Origin of the sequence: Streptomyces sp. NPDC052114, assembly GCF_040680155.1 — a bacterium.
In the GTDB taxonomy this organism is placed as follows: Bacteria; Actinomycetota; Actinomycetes; order Streptomycetales; family Streptomycetaceae; genus Streptomyces.
The window spans coordinates 331,712-349,893 of sequence record NZ_JBFAWC010000001.1 but is presented as its reverse complement, the minus strand read 5'-3'; the positions used below and the strand labels follow the sequence as shown (position 1 = coordinate 349,893).

General features: G+C 71.9%; 12 protein-coding genes. 1 reads left to right on the top strand and 11 read right to left on the bottom strand.

Annotated elements, in window-relative coordinates:
- Positions 1-66: 66 nt before the first annotated feature.
- The 3 genes from AB0L89_RS01385 to proB form a co-directional block, all read right to left on the bottom strand.
- The gene (locus AB0L89_RS01385; RefSeq protein WP_365132412.1) at positions 67-1,359 is read right to left on the bottom strand and encodes a glutamate-5-semialdehyde dehydrogenase; all 1,293 of its coding nucleotides are present in this window, start codon (positions 1,357-1,359) and stop codon (positions 67-69) included.
- A 132-nt stretch (positions 1,360-1,491) separates the two neighbouring features.
- Entirely contained in the window at positions 1,492-1,980 is a 489-nt protein-coding gene (locus AB0L89_RS01380) for a hypothetical protein (RefSeq protein ID WP_365132409.1), read from the bottom strand.
- A 217-nt stretch (positions 1,981-2,197) separates the two neighbouring features.
- Entirely contained in the window at positions 2,198-3,304 is a 1,107-nt protein-coding gene (proB, locus tag AB0L89_RS01375; protein ID WP_365132406.1) for a glutamate 5-kinase, read from the bottom strand.
- A gap of 314 nt (positions 3,305-3,618) precedes the next feature.
- Between proB and AB0L89_RS01370 the strand changes: the two genes are divergently transcribed.
- Positions 3,619-5,709 (top strand): hypothetical protein, encoded by a 2,091-nt coding sequence (locus AB0L89_RS01370; protein WP_365132403.1) that lies wholly within the window; start codon positions 3,619-3,621, stop codon positions 5,707-5,709.
- A 133-nt stretch (positions 5,710-5,842) separates the two neighbouring features.
- Here AB0L89_RS01370 and obgE read toward each other — a convergent pair whose 3' ends face one another.
- The 8 genes from obgE to AB0L89_RS01330 all read right to left on the bottom strand — a co-directional run bounded on the left by obgE (position 5,843) and on the right by AB0L89_RS01330 (position 18,153).
- The gene (obgE, locus tag AB0L89_RS01365) at positions 5,843-7,291 is read right to left on the bottom strand and encodes a GTPase ObgE (RefSeq protein WP_365132400.1); all 1,449 of its coding nucleotides are present in this window, start codon (positions 7,289-7,291) and stop codon (positions 5,843-5,845) included.
- Between the two features lie 155 nt (positions 7,292-7,446).
- A complete protein-coding gene (rpmA, locus tag AB0L89_RS01360; protein ID WP_010986870.1) occupies positions 7,447-7,701 on the bottom strand; it encodes a 50S ribosomal protein L27 in 255 nt (84 codons plus the stop codon).
- 14 nt (positions 7,702-7,715) lie between these two features.
- A complete protein-coding gene (gene rplU / locus AB0L89_RS01355) occupies positions 7,716-8,036 on the bottom strand; it encodes a 50S ribosomal protein L21 (protein ID WP_362339609.1) in 321 nt (106 codons plus the stop codon).
- Positions 8,037-8,222: 186 nt separating this feature from the next.
- Positions 8,223-9,575, bottom strand: coding sequence for a phospholipase D-like domain-containing protein (locus tag AB0L89_RS01350; protein WP_365132396.1), 1,353 nt, complete (start codon positions 9,573-9,575; stop codon positions 8,223-8,225).
- Positions 9,576-9,817: 242 nt separating this feature from the next.
- Positions 9,818-13,783 carry an Rne/Rng family ribonuclease gene (locus tag AB0L89_RS01345; RefSeq protein ID WP_365132393.1) on the bottom strand — a complete coding sequence of 1,322 codons (3,966 nt, stop codon included), beginning with the start codon at positions 13,781-13,783 and terminating at the stop codon, positions 9,818-9,820.
- Positions 13,784-14,018: 235 nt separating this feature from the next.
- Positions 14,019-14,819, bottom strand: a complete 801-nt coding sequence (locus AB0L89_RS01340) for a TIGR03936 family radical SAM-associated protein (RefSeq protein ID WP_365132390.1) — start codon at positions 14,817-14,819, stop codon at positions 14,019-14,021.
- A gap of 71 nt (positions 14,820-14,890) precedes the next feature.
- Positions 14,891-16,180 carry a hypothetical protein gene (locus AB0L89_RS01335; protein WP_365132387.1) on the bottom strand — a complete coding sequence of 430 codons (1,290 nt, stop codon included), beginning with the start codon at positions 16,178-16,180 and terminating at the stop codon, positions 14,891-14,893.
- Positions 16,181-16,227: 47 nt separating this feature from the next.
- Positions 16,228-18,153, bottom strand: a complete 1,926-nt coding sequence (locus AB0L89_RS01330; protein ID WP_365132384.1) for a TIGR03960 family B12-binding radical SAM protein — start codon at positions 18,151-18,153, stop codon at positions 16,228-16,230.
- Between the last annotated feature and the right edge of the window lie 29 nt (positions 18,154-18,182).

Here is an 18,182-nt window from a genome sequence, read left to right as displayed (position 1 = left end):
GGGAGGGGCAACTTGGGCAGACAGAAAGGGAATTCGGCCCGAGTGACGCGGAACTTCCCCGGCGGCTCAGCGCACGTGGCCGTCGCCCGTCACGATGTACTTCGTCGAGGTCAGCTCGGGCAGGCCCATCGGGCCGCGCGCGTGCAGCTTCTGCGTGGAGATGCCGATCTCGGCGCCGAAGCCGAACTGACCGCCGTCGGTGAAGCGCGTCGAGGCGTTCACGGCGACCGTCGTGGAGTCCACGAGCTGGGTGAAGCGGCGCGCGGCCTGCTGCGAGGTGGTGACGATGGCCTCGGTGTGCCCGGAGGTCCACAGCCGGATGTGCTCGACGGCCTGTTCGAGGGTGTCGACGACGGCGGCGGCGATGTCGTACGAGAGGTACTCGGTCTCCCAGTCCTCGGTGGTCGCGGGCACGACGGTGGCCTTGGTGCCGTCGGCGTGGGCGAGGACGCGCTCGTCGGCGTGGACGGTGACGCCGGCCTCCGCGAGGGCGTCGAGGGCGCGCGGCAGGAAGGCGTCGGCGATGTCCTTGTGCACGAGCAGCGTCTCGGCGGCGTTGCAGACGCTGGGGCGCTGGGCCTTGGAGTTGATCAGGATGTCGACGGCCATGTCGAGGTCGGCCTCGGCGTCCACGTACACGTGGCAGTTGCCCGTGCCGGTCTCGATGACCGGGACCGTGGACTCCTCGACGACGGTCCTGATCAGCGAGGCGCCGCCGCGCGGGATGAGCACGTCGACGAGGCCGCGGGCGCGCATCAGCTCCCGTACGGAGTCGCGGTTCTCGCCGGGGACGAGCTGCACGGCGTCGGCGGGGAGCCCGGCGCCGTGCACCGCGTCGCGCAGGACGCGCACGAGCGCGGTGTTGGAGGCGTACGCCGACGACGAGCCGCGCAGGAGGACGGCGTTGCCGGACTTCAGGCAGAGGGCGGCCGCGTCCACGGTGACGTTCGGACGGGCCTCGTAGATGATCCCGACGACACCGAGCGGGACGCGGACCTGGCGCAGGTCGATGCCGTTGGGCAGCGTGGAGCCGCGGACGACCTCGCCGACCGGGTCGGGCAGGGCGGCCACGTCGCGCACGTCGGCGGCGATGGCGCGGACCCGCTCGGGGGTGAGGGTGAGCCGGTCGACGATCGACTCGCTGGTCCCGGCCTCGCGGGCGCGCGCGGTGTCCTTGGCGTTGGCCTCGACGATCTCGGCGGTCCGCACCTCGAGCGCGTCGGCGATCGCGAGCAGCGCGTCGTCCTTGGCGGCGCGCGGCAGTGGCGCGAGCGTGGCGGCGGCGCCGCGGGCGCGGTAGGCGGCCTGGGCGACCGGCGAGAGGTTGTCGTACGGCGAGACGGGAGAGAGCGACGTCATGCCCGCAGGGTAATCCCCGCGCGCGCGGCGTCCACCCGGTATTCCAGTCCCCGAGACTCCGGCCTCCGGGACTCCTGTCCCCGGGGCTCGGCCTCCGGGGCTCCGCCGCCCCGGAGGTTCCGGGGCGGCGGCTCAGAACGGGTGGACGCCGACGGGGGTGGCCGGAAGCGGGCCGTACCCCTCGGCGATGCGCTGGTGATACGTGTCGCGGTCGATCACTTCGAGTCCCACGATCTCCCACGGCGGGAGCTGGGCGGTCTGCCGGTGCTCGCCCCACAGCCGCAGCGCGACGGCGGCCGCGTCGTGCAGGTCGCGGGCCTCTTCCCAGTAGCGGATCTCGGCGTGGTCCGGCGCGTATCTGCTGGTCAGCAGAAAGGGGTGGTCATGGGCGAGCTGTTCGAGGCCTCGCCTGACCTCCTTCAGCGGGGCCTCGGCGCCGGAGACGCTCAGCGTGACGTGCCACAGGCGGGGCGCGTCCACGGTCTCCCCCTCCCCGCTCTCGCGCGCATCGCCCTCGTGCGCGGTGTGGGAGTCGCTCTCGTAGGCCGCCCCCGCCGCGATGCTCGTCAGCGCACGCTCGGCCGAACCGCGGGACGCCGGCCCTGGGCGCACTCGTCTCACGACGGCCTCCTTTACGCAATGGTGGTGCGGATACGCAACGGTCGTGCGCAACTGTCTTCAACAAAGTTGAGCAGGCCAAGCGGTCCCGCGGGGCGGTTTTGGGGAGTTTCACCTCGCACGGGCCGGTCGGCCGGGGCCGTTCGCGGCGGTTTTCGGCCGGGGCCGGTGGGGCGGGTGGTCCGACGCGACCTGCGGCTTCGCCGGGGAGGCGGGCGGCCTATCCGTGCAGCAGGACGAGATCGTCGCGGTGCACGACCTCGCGCTCGTACGCAGGTCCGAGTTCCCGCGCCAGGTCGCGCGTGGAGCGGCCGATGAGCATCGGGATCTCCTTCGCGTCGAAGTTGACCAGCCCCCGCGCGACCGCCCGCCCCGCGGCGTCCCGCAGCTCGACCGGGTCGCCCGCGGAGAACTCGCCCTCGACCGCGGCGATGCCCGCGGGCAGCAGCGACTTGCGCCCCTCGACGACCGCGCGCACCGCCCCGTCGTCGAGGGTGAGCGCGCCCTGCGGCTCGGAGGCGTGCTGCAGCCACAGGAGGCGGTCGGCGGAGCGGCGGCCCGTGCGGTGGAAGTACGTGCCGGTGGCGCGGCCCGCGAGGGCGTCGCCCGCCTGGCTCGCGGAGGTCAGGACGACCGGGATGCCGGCGGCCGCGGCGATCCGCGCGGCCTCGACCTTGGTGACCATGCCGCCGGTGCCCACCCCCGCCTTGCCGGCGCTGCCGATCTGCACATGCGCTATGTCGTCGGGGCCGGTGACCTCGGAGATCCGGGAGGTGCCCGGCTTGGCCGGGTCGCCGTCGTAGAGGCCGTCCACGTCGGAGAGGAGGACCAGGAGGTCGGCGTGGACGAGGTGCGCGACGAGGGCGGCCAGCCGGTCGTTGTCGCCGAAGCGGATCTCGTCGGTGGCCACGGTGTCGTTCTCGTTGACGACGGGCAGCGCGCCCATCGCGAGGAGCTGGTCGAGGGTGCGCGAGGCGTTGCGGTGGTGGGCCCTGCGGGCCATGTCGTCGGAGGTGAGGAGCACCTGTCCCACGCGTACGCCGTACCGCGCGAAGGAGGCGGTGTAGCGCGCCACGAGCAGGCCCTGGCCGACGCTGGCGGCGGCCTGCTGGCGGGCGAGGTCCTTGGGGCGCCGCACCAGGCCGAGCGGGGCGAGCCCCGCGGCGATGGCACCGGAGGAGACGAGGACGATCTCGCGCTCGCCGCCGCTGCGGCTCTTGGCCAGTACGTCGACGAGGGCGTCAACGCGGTCCGCGTCCAGGCCCCCCGATGCGGTGGTCAGAGATGAGGACCCGACCTTGACGACGACCCGCTGCGCCTCTGCCACTGACTGCCTTGCCGCTGCCACGCTCTTCCCCAACTGGTCCCGGGTGATGAACCCGCCGCTCCGGACCTGCAATCTACGTGAGCGCGCGGGCCCGGCGCCTGCCCATTCCGAGGGGCGGACCGGCTCCGGCGCCGCCGGGCGCGCAGCGGGCACAATCCAGTCAGAGGCAAAAATCGCCGTCGAGGTTCAGTCTTCTTTGCCCCTTTATCCGGTGATTGATGTCACGGAAGATTGCTAGGGAGCCACCGCGCGTCATACGGTCAGTGGTCGACTTCCCCCCATTCCCACTTCTTCCCCGCCAGGAGCCCAAGCCCGTGCCCTCCGCCGGACTCGCCCCACGTCGCCTCGTGCAGCTGTCAGCACTGTTCGCGATGTTCGCGCTCTTCACGACCCAGCTCGTGACCGCGCTGATTCCCTACGTCCCGGTGTTCATCGCCGCGGCCGCCGCGAATCTCGCGCTCGACATCTATCTGCAGTACAAGCAGCCGGGCCTCCTCTCCCTCCTTGGCAAGATCCGCTTCGACGTCACGGTCCGCCAGCTCCTGCGCGACATGCTCATCCTGGTCGGCCTGCTGCGCATCGACGGCATCGAGCCGCTGGCCGAGCAGTCGCCGCTGACCATCGCGCTGCTCGCCTTCTACATGCTGCACTTCGGCTGCCAGGCCGTCGCGGTGCTGGTGCGCCGCACCCGCTCGCTGCCGATCGTCACGCGCAACATCGACACCTCGAAGCTGCACCTGACGGCCGCTCCCCCGCGGATCCTGTCGCGCCGCCAGGCCCACCGCCTGCTGACCTTCTCGGTGCCGACGACGGTCGGCCTGCTGGTCACCGCGGCGACCACCGACGCGTACTGGGGCGGCATCGGGCTCGCCGTCTCCCTCACGCTGATCGGCGCCGGCGCGCTGTACCTCGCCACGTGGCTCCTGCCGAAGAAGCGGGCGAAGAACGACGAGAAGGTCATGGAGTGGCTCGACCAGTGGCTGGCCGAGTACCAGCCGACCGTCGCCATGTACTTCTCCGGCGGCACCACCTCCGCGTACCAGGCCAACATGTGGCTCTCCACGCTCTCCGCGCTGGACGGCAAGCCGCTGATCGTGCTGCGTGAGCGGTTCATGGTGCAGAAGATCGACGCGACGGACGTGCCGATCATCTGCTTCCCGAAGGTCGCGACGATGTTCTCCCTGGAGACGTCGACGCTGAAGATGATGCTGCACCCGGCGAACGCCGCGAAGACCTCGCAGGTCCTGCGCATCCCGACGATCAAGCACGCCTTCATCAACCACGGCGAGAGCGACAAGCTCTCCTCCTGCAACCCCTACGCGAAGGCCTACGACGAGGTGTGGGTGGCGGGCCCCGCGGCCCGCGACCGCTACCAGCTCGCGGACATCGGCGTGGACGACAAGGACGTCGTCGAGGTCGGCCGCCCACAGCTGTCCCCGATCCGCCCCTACACCGGCGCGCCCACCGGGGCGTACACGACCGTGCTGTACGCCCCCACCTGGGAGGGCTGGGACGGCAACCCCGGCAACACCTCGGTGGTCCTCGCCGGCGAGAACATCGTCCGTGAGCTGCTCGCCGACCCGGCCGTGCGCCTCCTCTACAAGCCGCACCCGATGACCGGCTCGCAGAACCCGCAGGCGGGCGCGGCCAACGAGCGCATCAAGGCGATGATCCTCGCGGCCAACACCAAGCGCTCCGGCGCGCGCCCCGGCCCCGACGCCGCCGCCGAGCTGGAGCGCCGCGCCGCGGTCCTTGACCAGCTGACCGCCCGGAAGTTCCGCAAGAGCGCGGACGAGCAGGAGCGGATGATGCTCCAGGGCGCCCCGGACGGCGACGCGCAGGCCGCGGTGGCCGAGGCGACGGCCGCGTGGGAGACCGCGTTCTGGGGCTCCTTCCCCGAGTGGGAGCACCAGATCATCACGTCCTCGCGCCCGGCGATCTTCTCCTGCTTCAACCAGGCCGACCTGCTGATCAGCGACGTCTCCTCGGTCGTCTCGGACTGGCTGACCAGCGAGAAGCCGTACGCCGTCGCCAACACGGCCGGCATGTCCGAGGCGGAGTTCCGCGCGAGCTTCCCGACGGCGTCCGCGGCGACGATCCTCGCGCCCGAGGCGGACGGCGTGGCGGGCCTCCTGAAGGCCGTGCGCGCCCCGGAGCTGGACTCCCACGGCGAGGCCCGCGCGGAGCTCAAGGAGCACCTCCTGGGCCCCTCGGACCCGCCTTCCCTGGCCCGCTTCAACGCCGCGGCCCTGGACCTGTGCGCCCAGGCGGACGCCCGCCGCGCCCGGATGGCCTCCCGCGTCGACGCGGACATCCCGGGCCAGCGGATCGCCGAGGAGGCCGCGGAGGAAGCGGCCCAGGACGCGACGGAGTCGAACGGCGCGGAGGACTCGGTCACCGCGTAGGCACCTCGCACGCACGAGAAGGGCCCCGGAGCTTCCGCTCCGGGGCCCTTCCCCTATGAGGTCCTGCGCGTGCTCGACGCCGCTGTGCCGGGCGCCCGGCACAGCGGGCGACCGACTGGACCGACCAGACCGACTAGAACGGCTCGAAGTCGTCGTACTCCTGCTGTGCCTCGTCCCGCTCCGCCTGGCGGTCCTTGCGGCGCTGCGCGGCCGGACGGGGGGCCTCCAGGCGGTGGTCCTCGCCACGGCGGCCGAGCATCTCCGCGCCCGCCATCATCGTCGGCTCCCAGTCGAAGACGACCGCGTTCTCCTCGGGGCCGATGGCCACGCCGTCGCCCGCCTTCGCGCCCGCCTTCATCAGCTCGTCCTCGACGCCGAGGCGGCTGAGACGGTCCGCGAGATAGCCGACGGCCTCGTCGTTGTTGAAGTCGGTCTGCCGCACCCAGCGCTCGGGCTTCTCGCCGCGCACGCGGAACAGCGGCTCGCCGGCGACCTCCTCGCGGCGGACGGTGAAGCCGCTGTCGTCCACGGCCTTGGGCCGGATGACGATGCGGGTCGCCTCCTCCTTCGGCTTCGCGGCACGCGCCTGGCCGACCAGCTCGGCGAGGGCGAAGGACAGCTCCTTGAGGCCCTTGTGCGCGACGGCCGACACCTCGAAGACGCGGTAGCCGCGCTCCTCCAGGTCGGGCCGGACCAGATCGGCGAGGTCCTGCCCGTCCGGTACGTCGATCTTGTTCAGGACGACGATGCGCGGACGGTTCTCCAGGCCGGCGCCGTACAGCCGCAGCTCCTCCTCGATGACCTCGAGGTCGGAGGCGGGGTCGCGGTCGGACTCCAGGGTCGCCGTGTCGAGGACGTGCACGAGCACGCTGCACCGCTCGACGTGGCGCAGGAATTCGAGGCCGAGGCCGCGGCCCTGGCTGGCACCGGGGATGAGGCCCGGCACGTCGGCGACGGTGTAGACGGTCGAACCGGCCGTCACCACGCCCAGGTTGGGGACGAGCGTCGTGAACGGGTAGTCCGCGATCTTCGGCTTCGCCGCGCTCAGCACGGAGATCAGCGAGGACTTGCCCGCGCTCGGGTAGCCCACCAGGGCGACGTCGGCGACGGTCTTGAGCTCCAGGACGACGTCCCGCTCCTCGCCGGGCACGCCGAGCAGCGCGAAGCCGGGGGCCTTGCGCCGGGCGGAGGCGAGGGCCGCGTTGCCGAGGCCGCCGCGGCCGCCCTGGCCCGCGACGAAGGTGGTGCCCTGGCCGACCAGGTCGGCGAGCACATTGCCCTGCTTGTCGAGGACGACCGTGCCGTCGGGGACGGGCAGGACCAGGTCCTGGCCGTCCTTGCCGGAGCGGTTGTCACCGGCGCCGGGCTGGCCGTTGGTGGCCTTGCGGTGCGGGCTGTGGTGGTAGTCGAGGAGCGTCGTGACGTCCTGGTCGACGACCAGGATCACATCGCCGCCACGGCCGCCGTTCCCGCCGTCCGGGCCGCCGAGCGGCTTGAACTTCTCACGGTGGACGGAGGCACAGCCGTGGCCTCCGTTACCCGCGGCGACGTGCAGTTCGACGCGGTCCACGAAGGTGGTCATGGTGGGGTGCCTCCAGAAACGTACGGAAATTTCTACTGCGTCTGTGTCCATCTAGAACACGCGAAAGGCGGACCCGCTTCCCGAAATACCGGGAAGAGAGGTCCGCCCTCGCAGAACTCGCTCGACGAGCGCCTAGTCAGTCAGTGAAGACGGACTCAGGCGACCGGAACGATGTTCACGACCTTGCGGCCGCGGTGGGTACCGAACTCCACCGCACCGGCGTCCAGCGCGAACAGGGTGTCGTCCTTGCCGCGACCGACGCCCGAGCCCGGGTGGAAGTGGGTGCCGCGCTGGCGGACCAGGATCTCACCGGCGTTGACGACCTGACCGCCGAAGCGCTTCACGCCGAGCCGCTGAGCATTGGAATCGCGACCGTTCCGAGTGGACGATGCGCCCTTCTTGTGTGCCATCTTGTCTCAGTCCCTTACTTCGCAGCCGTGGGGATACCGGTGATCTTGATCGCCGTGTACTGCTGACGGTGACCCTGACGACGGCGGTAGCCGGTCTTGTTCTTGTAGCGAAGGATGTCGATCTTCGCGCCCTTGTGGTGGTCCACGACCTCGGCCGTGACCTTGATACCGGCCAGCACCCACGGGTCGCTGGTCACGGACTCGCCGTCGACAACGAGCAGGGTCGAGAGCTCGACCGTGTCGCCAACCTTGGCGGTGGAAATCTTGTCAACCTCAACGATGTCGTCGACAGCAACCTTGTGCTGGCGACCACCGCTGCGCACGATGGCGTACACGCGGATCTCTCTCTCGCTCGGAACGGGTCCCCCGCAGTCCAGCCGCCGCAAGAAGCGAGCGGCCTCTCTCATGGCGCAGGCCACGGGAGGAAAAAGGTTTACGAGGGGCGGACGTGCATAGGAACACGCCGACGGTCAAGGTTACGGGGCCGTCCCCGGAGGGTCAAACCGGCCCCGCACCCCCGCTCACGTGACCGGGTTCTCGCCGTCCGGCGGCAGCGGCTTGACGCCCTTGCACAGGTCGGTCTTGTCCGCGCTGCCCGGCCAGGCCACGGCCCGCGTGCGGTCGAAGTGCGCGCGGTACGTGTCGTGCACCGAGTCGTCGTCGACCTTCACGATCGCCTCGTCGTTCTCGCGCAGCGCGGGCGCCGTGTAGTTCTGCGAGCCGGTGAAGGAGAGCTTGTTCCGCTTGCCGTCGTACATGCCGTCGATGAGCACGTACTTCGAGTGGATGATGTAGGGCGTCGTCAGCCGGGAGCCGGGGTGCAGCGGGTCCCGGTCGTCGTTGTAGCAGCGCATGGACGGGCCGCCCGTCTTGTGGAGCTGCTCCCAGGTGCCCGGGGTGCCGTTCTGGCTCTTGGCGCTGTCCGTCTCCGCGTACAGGATGCTCACCGAGCAGCCGGCCTTCTTCAGCGCGACGAACTTGTCGGCGATCTGCTTGCGCGTGATCTTGAAGATGGCGGCGCGCACCTTGGTGTGCTGGGTCACGCCGGCCGCGTCCTTGTACGTGCACTTCACGTTGTTCAGGACGGAGTACATGGTGTCGGTCTCGTTGACCGTGCCGTTGCGCGGGAAGAAGTAGGACTTGTAGCGGCCGCTGCTGACCGTGCGGTAGTCCCAGTCCGCCCAGCGCTTGCCGAGCATGTCCGTGAAGTACTCCGCGTACGCGTCGTACATCGCGGGGTTGTCCGGCAGCAGCAGCGCGTCGTTGAAGAACTTCGTGTGCGCCGACGGCGTGGAGTTCGACGTGGTCTGCACGACGACGTCCTTCGCGCCCTCGACCTCCGAGAACAGCCAGAACTTGTTGTGCATGATCGACTTGCCGTACCTCGGGTCGCCCAGACAGGACTTCCCCGTCGGGCAGAGCGTCACGAAGGACGGCTTGCTCTTGTCGGTGCCGAGCGCCGTCTTCAGCGTGCTGTACGAGGTGTTCGCCGGGCGGTCGCTCCTGCTGGTCTCGTCGAGCAGGATCTGCACGTGCACGCCACGGTTCTTGGCCGCCACGAGCGCGTCGACGACCGAGGCCTCCCACACGTGGTAGACCGCGACCTTGATGGTCGAGCCGGGCACCGCGGCGTTGGTCAGCTCCAGGAGCCGCGTGCGTATCGCGTACTGGTGGTCGGTGTCGCCCTTCGGATCGTTGAAGATCGGCCCCTCCGTCCAGGCGGGTGCCGTCTCCGCCGAGGCGGTGCCCGCGGCGCCCGCCGCCTGGAGCCCCGCCGCCGAGAGGACCGTGGCCAGCACGACCGCCTGGCGTCCGCCCTTGGCCGGTGTTACCGCACGGTGTCGTCCCGTGCCCCGCAGGCGCGCACGCGCCATCTGTCATCCCTCCCCCGACGCGGGCGCACCGTCTCCCCAACGCGCGCCCACGCCCCCGTTCATTTGTCAGATCTCATGAGTTTTACAGGTACCTCCCGGCTCTCCAACGGGGAGGTACGCGATTCACGCTTTCGAGCTGCGAAACGCCGGTTCCCGGACAGACCGGTGCCCCTTCGCTCGGCGTTCTCGCCGTGCAAAGGGGCACCGGGTGTGCGAAGCGCTCAGGCCTCGTCAGCGAGCGGTCAGCTCTCGCCGGCGGCGCTCGCGGAGACACCGGCCGGCGGCTGCTCCGCCGCCGCGGCCTTCTTCGCCGTCGCCTTCGACGCCTTCTTGGCCGTCGTCTTCTTGGCGGCCGTCTTCTTGGCCGCGGTCTTCTTGGCGGCGGCCTTCTTGGCCGGCGCCTTCTTGGCGGTCTTGCGCGCCGTCTTCTTGGCCGGAGCCGCCTCCTCGGCGGGGGCCTCGGCGTCGGCCTTGTCAGCGGACGCGTCCGCGGGCTTGTCCGCGTCGGCCTTGTCCGTCGACGGGACGACCACGACGGCCGCCTCCTCGGACGCGGTCGGCGCGGTGGCCTTGCGCACCGCGCGGCGGCGCGGACGGGCCGGCGCGGCGTCGGCGACGGGCGCCTCGGCCACGGGCTCGGCCACCGGCTCCGCCACGGGCTCCACGACCGGCTCGGCCTTCGGAGCCACGGGCTCGGCGCTCTCCGCGGCCTTCGGCGCACCGGCGGGCGACGTCGCCTTGCGGACCGCACGACGACGCGTGCGTCCCTTCGGCGCGGCGTCCTCGGCGGGCGCCTCGGCAGCGGCGGCCGCCTCGACGGCCTCGGGCGTGCCGACCACCGGGTCCTCGACGGCCGGCGCCTCCGCGCGCGGGGCCTCGGCCTCGACGACGACCGGCTCCTCGACCCGCGCCTCGGCCTTGGCGGCCTTGGCCTTCCTGCCCGACTTCTTCGCGGCCGCCTTGGGGGCGTCGGCCTGCGCGGCCTCGTCCTTCGGGGCCTCGACCGGAGCGGACTCCGCCTTCGGCGCGCCCGCCGGAGCAGATGCGCGACGGGTCGCCCGGCGCCGCGAACGGCCCCGGGAAGCGGCGGCCTCGGCCTCGGCCGCGCTGCTGTACAGCTCCTCGTCCGGGACGAACTCGGGCTCGGGCAGCGCCACCGGAGCGGCGACCTCGGCCTCGGTCTCGGTCTGTGCCGAGCCCTCCGCCGTCTCCGTCTCGTGCGAGTCGTGCGTGTGCTCGTGACCGTGGTCCTGGTGGTCCGAGCCGCCGCGCCCACGCTTCTTGCGCTTGCCGCCGCCACCGGAGGACGTCGGCTGCTCCATGTGCACGATGACACCGCGGCCGTTGCAGTGGACGCAGGTCTCGGAGAAGGACTCCAGCAGACCCTGGCCCACCCGCTTGCGGGTCATCTGGACCAGGCCCAGCGAGGTGACCTCGGCGACCTGGTGCTTCGTGCGGTCCCGGCCCAGGCATTCGAGCAGGCGGCGCAGCACGAGGTCCCGGTTGGACTCCAGGACCATGTCGATGAAGTCGATGACGACGATGCCACCGAGGTCGCGCAGCCGCAGCTGGCGCACGATCTCCTCGGCCGCCTCCAGGTTGTTCCTGGTGACGGTCTCTTCGAGGTTGCCGCCCTGACCGGTGAACTTGCCGGTGTTGACGTCGACGACGATCATCGCCTCGGTCTTGTCGATCACCAGCGAGCCGCCGCTGGGCAGCCAGACCTTGCGGTCCAGGGCCTTGGCGAGCTGCTCGTCGATCCGGTACGTCGCGAAGACGTCGACCTCGGACGTCCACTTCGACAGGCGGTCCGCCAGGTCGGGCGCGACGTGCGAGACGTAGCCGTGGATGGTCTGCCACGCGTCGTCGCCGCTGACGATGACCTTGGAGAAGTCCTCGTTGAAGATGTCGCGGACGACGCGGACGGTCATGTCCGGCTCGCCGTAGAGCAGGCTCGGCGAGCTCGTCGAGGTCGCCTTCGCCTTCTTCTGGATGTCCTCCCACTGCGCCTGCAGACGCTCTACGTCACGGCGCAGCTCGTCCTCGCTCGCGCCCTCGGCGGCGGTGCGCACGATGACGCCCGCGTCCTCGGGGACGATCTTCTTGAGGATGGTCTTCAGACGCGCGCGCTCGGTGTCGGGCAGCTTGCGGCTGATGCCGGTCATCGAGCCCTCGGGCACGTAGACCAGGTAGCGGCCGGGCAGCGAGACCTGGCTGGTCAGGCGGGCGCCCTTGTGGCCGATCGGGTCCTTGGTGACCTGCACGAGGACCGACTGGCCGGACTTCAGGGCGGACTCGATGCGGCGCGGCCCGTTGGCCATGCCGAGCGCCTCGAAGTTGACCTCACCGGCGTACAGGACGGCGTTGCGGCCCTTGCCGATGTCGATGAACGCGGCCTCCATCGACGGCAGCACGTTCTGGACCTTGCCCAGGTAGACGTTGCCGACGTACGAGGTGGCCTGCTCCTTGTTGACGTAGTGCTCGACGAGCACGTTGTCCTCGAGGACGCCGATCTGGGTGCGCTCGCCGTTCTGGCGGACGACCATCACGCGCTCGACGGCCTCGCGGCGCGCAAGGAACTCGGCCTCGGTGATGATCGGCACGCGGCGGCGGCCCTGCTCGCGGCCCTCGCGGCGGCGCTGCTTCTTGGCCTCCAGGCGGGTCGAGCCCTTGATGGACTGGACCTCGTCGGCGCCGGACTCGCGCTCGTCCTTCTTGCGCGGCTCACGGACCTTGACGACCGTGCGCTCGGGGTCGCCGTCGCCCGGCTCGCCCTCGCCGGAGTCACCGGCGCGGCGACGGCGCCGACGGCGCCGACGGCTGCTGCTGGAGCCGGAACCGGACTCCGAGGCCGACTCCTCCGACTCCTCGGTCTCCTGCTCGGCCTCCGCGCCGTCCTCGTCGGACTGCTCGGCGGCGGTGTCGTCGGACTCGGCCGTGGCCTCGCCCTGCTCCGCGTCCTGCTCGGCGGCGTCACCGCGGCGACGGCGGCGGCCACCGCGACGGCGACGACGGCCCTGGCGCTCGCCGGAGTCCTCCGTGTCGTCGTCGGACTCGGCCTGCTCGGCGGCGTCCTCGGCCGGCTCGGCCTCGTCGGCGGTCTCGGCCGTGGCGCTCTCGCGCTCCTCGGCGGCGGGCTGCTCGTCGGCGGCGCGACGGCGGCGGCGCCGGCGCGGGGCGGGCTCCTCCTCCGCCACGGCGGGGGCGGGCTGCTCGGCGGCCTCCTCCTCCGCGGCCTCGGCGGCGGCCGCGGCGGCGGCGCGCTCCGGGGTCTGGAACATCGGCTCGGCGAACACGGGCGCCTGGAAGACGGCGACGGCCGGACGGCCGGGCTTGCGGCCGTCCTCGTCGGCGTCGTCGCCCCGGGCCTTGCGGGCCTTCTGCGCGGACGGCGCGGAGAAGCCGGCGGCGGCGGTCTTGCGGGTGGCGCGGCGGCGCGTACGGCCACGGGGGGCGTCGTCGTCCGCGGACTCCGCGTCGGCCGCGAGGGCCTCGTCGACGGCAGGCTTCCCGGCGGCCTTCGCCGGGGCCTTCTCGGCCTTGGCGGCGGGCTTCTCGGCGGCCTTCTCCTCGGCCTCCGCCGCCTTCTCCTCGGTCTTCGTCCCGGTCTTCGTCTCGCCGGAGGCGGGCGCGGAGACGCTGCGGGTGGCGCGGCGGCGCGTGCGGCGCGGCGCGGCCTCCTCGGCGACCGGCTCCGGCTGTGCCTCGGGCTCGGCCTCGGCGGGGGCCGCGGCCACGGGGGCGGCGGTCTCCTCGGCGGCCTGCGGCGCACCGGCGGGCGCGGAGGCGCGGCGGGTCGCACGGCGGCGCGTGCGCGGCGCGGGGGCGGCCTCCTCGGCGGGCTCCGCGGCCTTCTCCTCGACGGGCGCGGGCGCCTGGGCGGCGGGCTCCGTCACCTCGGCGGTCTGCGGCGCACCGGCCGGCGCGGAGGCGCGGCGGGTGGCACGGCGGCGGCGCGGAGCCGGGGCCGCCTCGGGCTCGGGCTCGGCGACCACGGGGGTCTCGACCGCGTCCGCGGTCTCCTCGGTCTCCTCGACCTCGGGGTTCTCGTCGGCGGGGGTGGCCGGTATGGCCGGGGCCGCGGCGTCCGCGGTGCCGGCGGGCGGTCCCGCGGGACGCGACGCCGCACGGCGCCGACGGCGCGGCGGCAGGGTGTCGCTGGGGGTGTTGTTCTGCGATCCCTCAGCGGGTTCGTTCGGCTCAAGCATGCGGGCGGTTCTCCCGTCACGCTCCCGGGCGCCGCGCCTGGTCCGGTGATGTCCGCGGCCGGCGCTGCATGCGCGTGGCCGCCATCCGGGGCGCGGGCGCCGCACGGGAGCTCTCTATGTCTTGTCTCGCCGGTTCCGTACGCCCATGTGCGGACGGCCTGGCGAAAGTCTCGGTCAGTGCGCTGCCCGACCCAGGTGGCTCCCGAGTACGAGGGCGGCGCGGTGACGTACGTCCCTAACGGGGGCCTTCCGGCGCCGGCGCCTTCGCGGCGGCAGAGACGGCGGCCGTGGGTGGAGCGGCCGTGACTGCCTCGCGGTCGGGCGCGAGCGGGTCGGTCACCGTGCCGGTCTCTTCATCGAAAAGCCCCTGCGCCAGCCTGGTCACCGCTGCGGGGACCGGCGGCGCCAGGTCGGCCACAGCTCGGAGACCGGACAGGACGTCGTCAGGTCGTACGGCAGGTGTCACGTGCCGAACAACCAGCCGCAGTATCGCACAGGGCTTGTCGGTCGGCCTATCAGCGTCGTGCGTGGTCGGTTCGCCGTCGGCGATCGTCGTGAGGCTCACGACGGCCTCGCGGGCGTCGAAGGTACGGATGCCGTTCTTGGTGCGGCGCTGCACCTCGACCCGCTCGGCGGCGGTGAACAGCTCGGCGGCACGGGCCGCGTCGGCGCTCTCCACGCCGTCCAGGCGCAGCTCCCAGACGGAGGCGGTCAGCCGGTCGGCGAGCCCGGACGTGCGGGACTCGACGGCGTCGACGATGTCGAGCCCGGCGGGCATCGACTCGTCGAGGAGCACACGGAGCTTCTCCGGGTCGCGCGGTGCGGTGAGCGCGATCTCCAGGTACTCGGCCTCACTGCCCGTGCCGGTGGGTGCGGCGTTGGCGTACGACACCTTGGGGTGCGGTGTGAACCCCGCCGAGTACGCCATGGGCACCTCGGCGCGGCGCAGCGCACGCTCGAAGGCGCGCTGGAAGTCACGGTGGCTGGTGAACCGGAGGCGGCCGCGCTTGGTGTAGCGCAGTCGGATGCGCTGCACCGCGGGTGCGGGCGGCGGGCCTTCGGGCTGTCGCTTGCCCAGTGGAACTTCTCCTTGTGTGCGGTCCGGGGTCACCCCCGCGCGTGCGGGGGAACTGCACTCCCGGGATTCTTCTCTAGGTTACGCGGCTCCGGCGTGTCCCGTTCCCGCCGGGCCACCGGTACGGGCACCGGCTCCCCGGGCACCGCGGCCACCGGGAGCGGCTCCTTCGGCGCCCCGAACAGCATGCGGCGTACGTCGGCCCGGGCCTGGCGCACGCTCTCGCGGGCCGCCGCGAGGGCCTGCCGGGTCGCGCGTCCGGCGTCCTTGACCACCTTGGCGGCGGGGCGCCACACGGCGTCGCGGACCACGTGCCCGACGGGGGTGAGGATCGTGCGGTACGCCCAGCGCACCGGCTCGACGAAGATCCACCGAAGGAGTCTGCCGAGGAAGCGGCCCACGGCCAGGGAGATGTGTCCGGCGACGCGCCAGGCGTGCCCGAGCGCGTCGCCGATCTCGCGGGCGACGACGGCGACGGCCCGGCCGACGGGCGCGAGCACCCACCGCCACAGGGCGACGACGGGCACGACGAAGATCCAGCGGCAGAGCGTGGTGACGACGGTCCAGGTGCCGCCCGCCAGCCAGGCGATGCCGTGCCCGACGGGCGTGAGCACATACCGGTACAGCCACACCGCGGGCACCACGACCAGCACGTTCGCGAGCCAGGCGAGCGCGAGGCCCACCGGCACGACCACGTAACGCCACAGGGCGACCCACGGCCAGACGAAGAGCGCCTTGAACAGCCACACCAGGGCGGCGCCGATGCCCCGTCCCGCGGCCTTGGCGCCGCTGCCGATCGCCTGCGCGAGCCAGGCGATGCCGTGGCCGATCGGGGTGAGCACCCGTGCGTAGAGCCAGGTCGCCGGGGTCACGACGAGGGTGCGCACCAGCCAGGCGATGCCGTGGCCGAGCGGCGTCAGGACCCCTTCGTACAGCCACAGGGCGGGCACCACGAGCAGCGTGTACCCCAGCCAGGCGAGGCCCTTGCCGACCGGCACGGCCACGTACCGCCACAGACCCACCCACGGCCAGACGAAGACGGCCTTGAGGAGCCAGGTCAGCGCGGCGCCGAGGGCGCGGCCGACGGGCCGCAGCGCCCTGAGGTACAGGAAGCGCCCGCACACGGCGAGCGCGTCCCACACCAGGCGCACCGGCACGACGAGGACGAGCACGACGATCCGCACGGGAAGGCGGATCGCGACGGCGAGACAGCCCTCGGCCTGCTGCGGCCGCGGCTGCGGCAGCCCGGCGCCCCGCGGATCGGGCAGCGGCTGTGGCTGCTGCCGGGGCTGCTCGGGCCGAGGCCGTTTTTCCAGGTCCATGTCGTGCTAGACGCGTGCCGTGCCGGTTCGGATGCGAACGGTCCCCGTCACTTCACGACCGTGAGCGGCAGCAGCTTCTTGCCGGTCGGGCCGATCTGGATGTGCGTGTCCATCTGGGGGCAGACACCGCAGTCGAAGCACGGGGTCCAGCGGCAGTCCTCGACCTCGGTCTCGTCGAGCGAGTCCTGCCAGTCCTCCCAGAGCCAGTCCTTGTCGAGGCCGGAGTCCAGGTGGTCCCAGGGCAGGACCTCTTCGTAGGTGCGCTCGCGCGTGGTGTACCAGTCGACGTCGACGCCCATCCCGGGCAGCGTCTTGTCGGCGCACTGCATCCAGCGGTCGTACGAGAAGTGCTCGCGCCAGCCGTCGAAGCGGCCGCCGTCGTCGTAGACGGCGCGGATGACGGCGCCGATGCGGCGGTCGCCGCGCGAGAGCAGGCCCTCGACGATGCCGGGCTTGCCGTCGTGGTAGCGGAAGCCGATCGAGCGGCCGTACTTCTTGTCGCCGCGGATCTTGTCGCGGAGCTTCTCCAGGCGGGCGTCGGTCTCCTCGGAGGAGAGCTGCGGGGCCCACTGGAACGGCGTGTGCGGCTTGGGCACGAAGCCGCCGATGGAGACGGTGCAGCGGATGTCGTTGGACCCGGAGACCTCGCGGCCCTTCTGGATCACGTTCATCGCCATGTCGGCGATCTGCAGGACGTCGTCGTCGGTCTCGGTGGGCAGGCCGCACATGAAGTACAGCTTCACCTGACGCCAGCCGTTGCCGTACGCGGTCGCGACGGTGCGGATGAGGTCCTCTTCCGAGACCATCTTGTTGATGACCTTGCGCATGCGCTCACTGCCGCCCTCGGGGGCGAAGGTGAGGCCGGAGCGGCGGCCGTTGCGCGTGAGCTCGTTGGCCAGGTCGACGTTGAAGGCGTCCACGCGGGTCGACGGGAGGGACAGGCCGATCTTGTCCTCCTCGTACCGGTCCGCGAGGCCCTTGGCGACCTCGCCGATCTCGGAGTGGTCCGCGCTCGACAGCGAGAGCAGGCCGACCTCCTCGAAGCCGGTCGCCTTGAGGCCCTTGTCCACCATCTCGCCGATGCCGGTGATGCTTCGCTCCCGCACGGGGCGCGTGATCATGCCGGCCTGGCAGAAACGGCAGCCGCGGGTGCAGCCGCGGAAGATCTCCACGGACATGCGCTCGTGGACGGTCTCGGCGAGCGGGACGAGGGGCTGCTTGGGGTAGGGCCACTCGTCGAGGTCCATGACGGTGTGCTTGGACACGCGCCACGGCACGCCCGACCTGTTGGGCACGACGCGGCCGATGCGGCCGTCCGGGAGGTACTCCACGTCGTAGAACGCCGGGATGTACACGCTGCCGGTGCGCGCGAGGCGGAAGAGGACCTCCTCGCGTCCGCCGGGACGGCCCTCGGCCTTCCACTGGCGGATGATCTCGGTCATGTCGAGCACGGCCTGCTCGCCGTCGCCGATGATCGCGGCGTCGATGAAGTCGGCGATCGGCTCGGGGTTGAAGGCCGCGTGGCCGCCGGCGAGCACGATCGGGTCGTCCAGGCCGCGGTCCTTGGCCTCCAGGGGGATCCCCGCGAGGTCGAGGGCGGCGAGCATGTTGGTGTAGCCGAGCTCGGTGGAGAAGCTGAGCCCGAAGACGTCGAAGGCCTTCACCGGGCGGTGGCTGTCCACCGTGAACTGCGGGACCTGGTGCTCGCGCATCAGGGCCTCCAGGTCGGGCCACACGCTGTACGTGCGCTCGGCGAGGACGCCCTCGCGCTCGTTGAGGACCTCGTAGAGGATCATGACGCCCTGGTTGGGCAGCCCCACCTCGTACGCGTCCGGGTACATGAGCGCCCAGCGGACGTCGCACGACTCCCACGGCTTGACGGTGGAGTTCAGCTCACCGCCGACGTACTGGATTGGCTTCTGCACATGCGGGAGCAGAGCTTCGAGCTGTGGGAAGACCGATTCGACAGACATCGCGAACCTTCATGAGCCGGCAGGGGTGA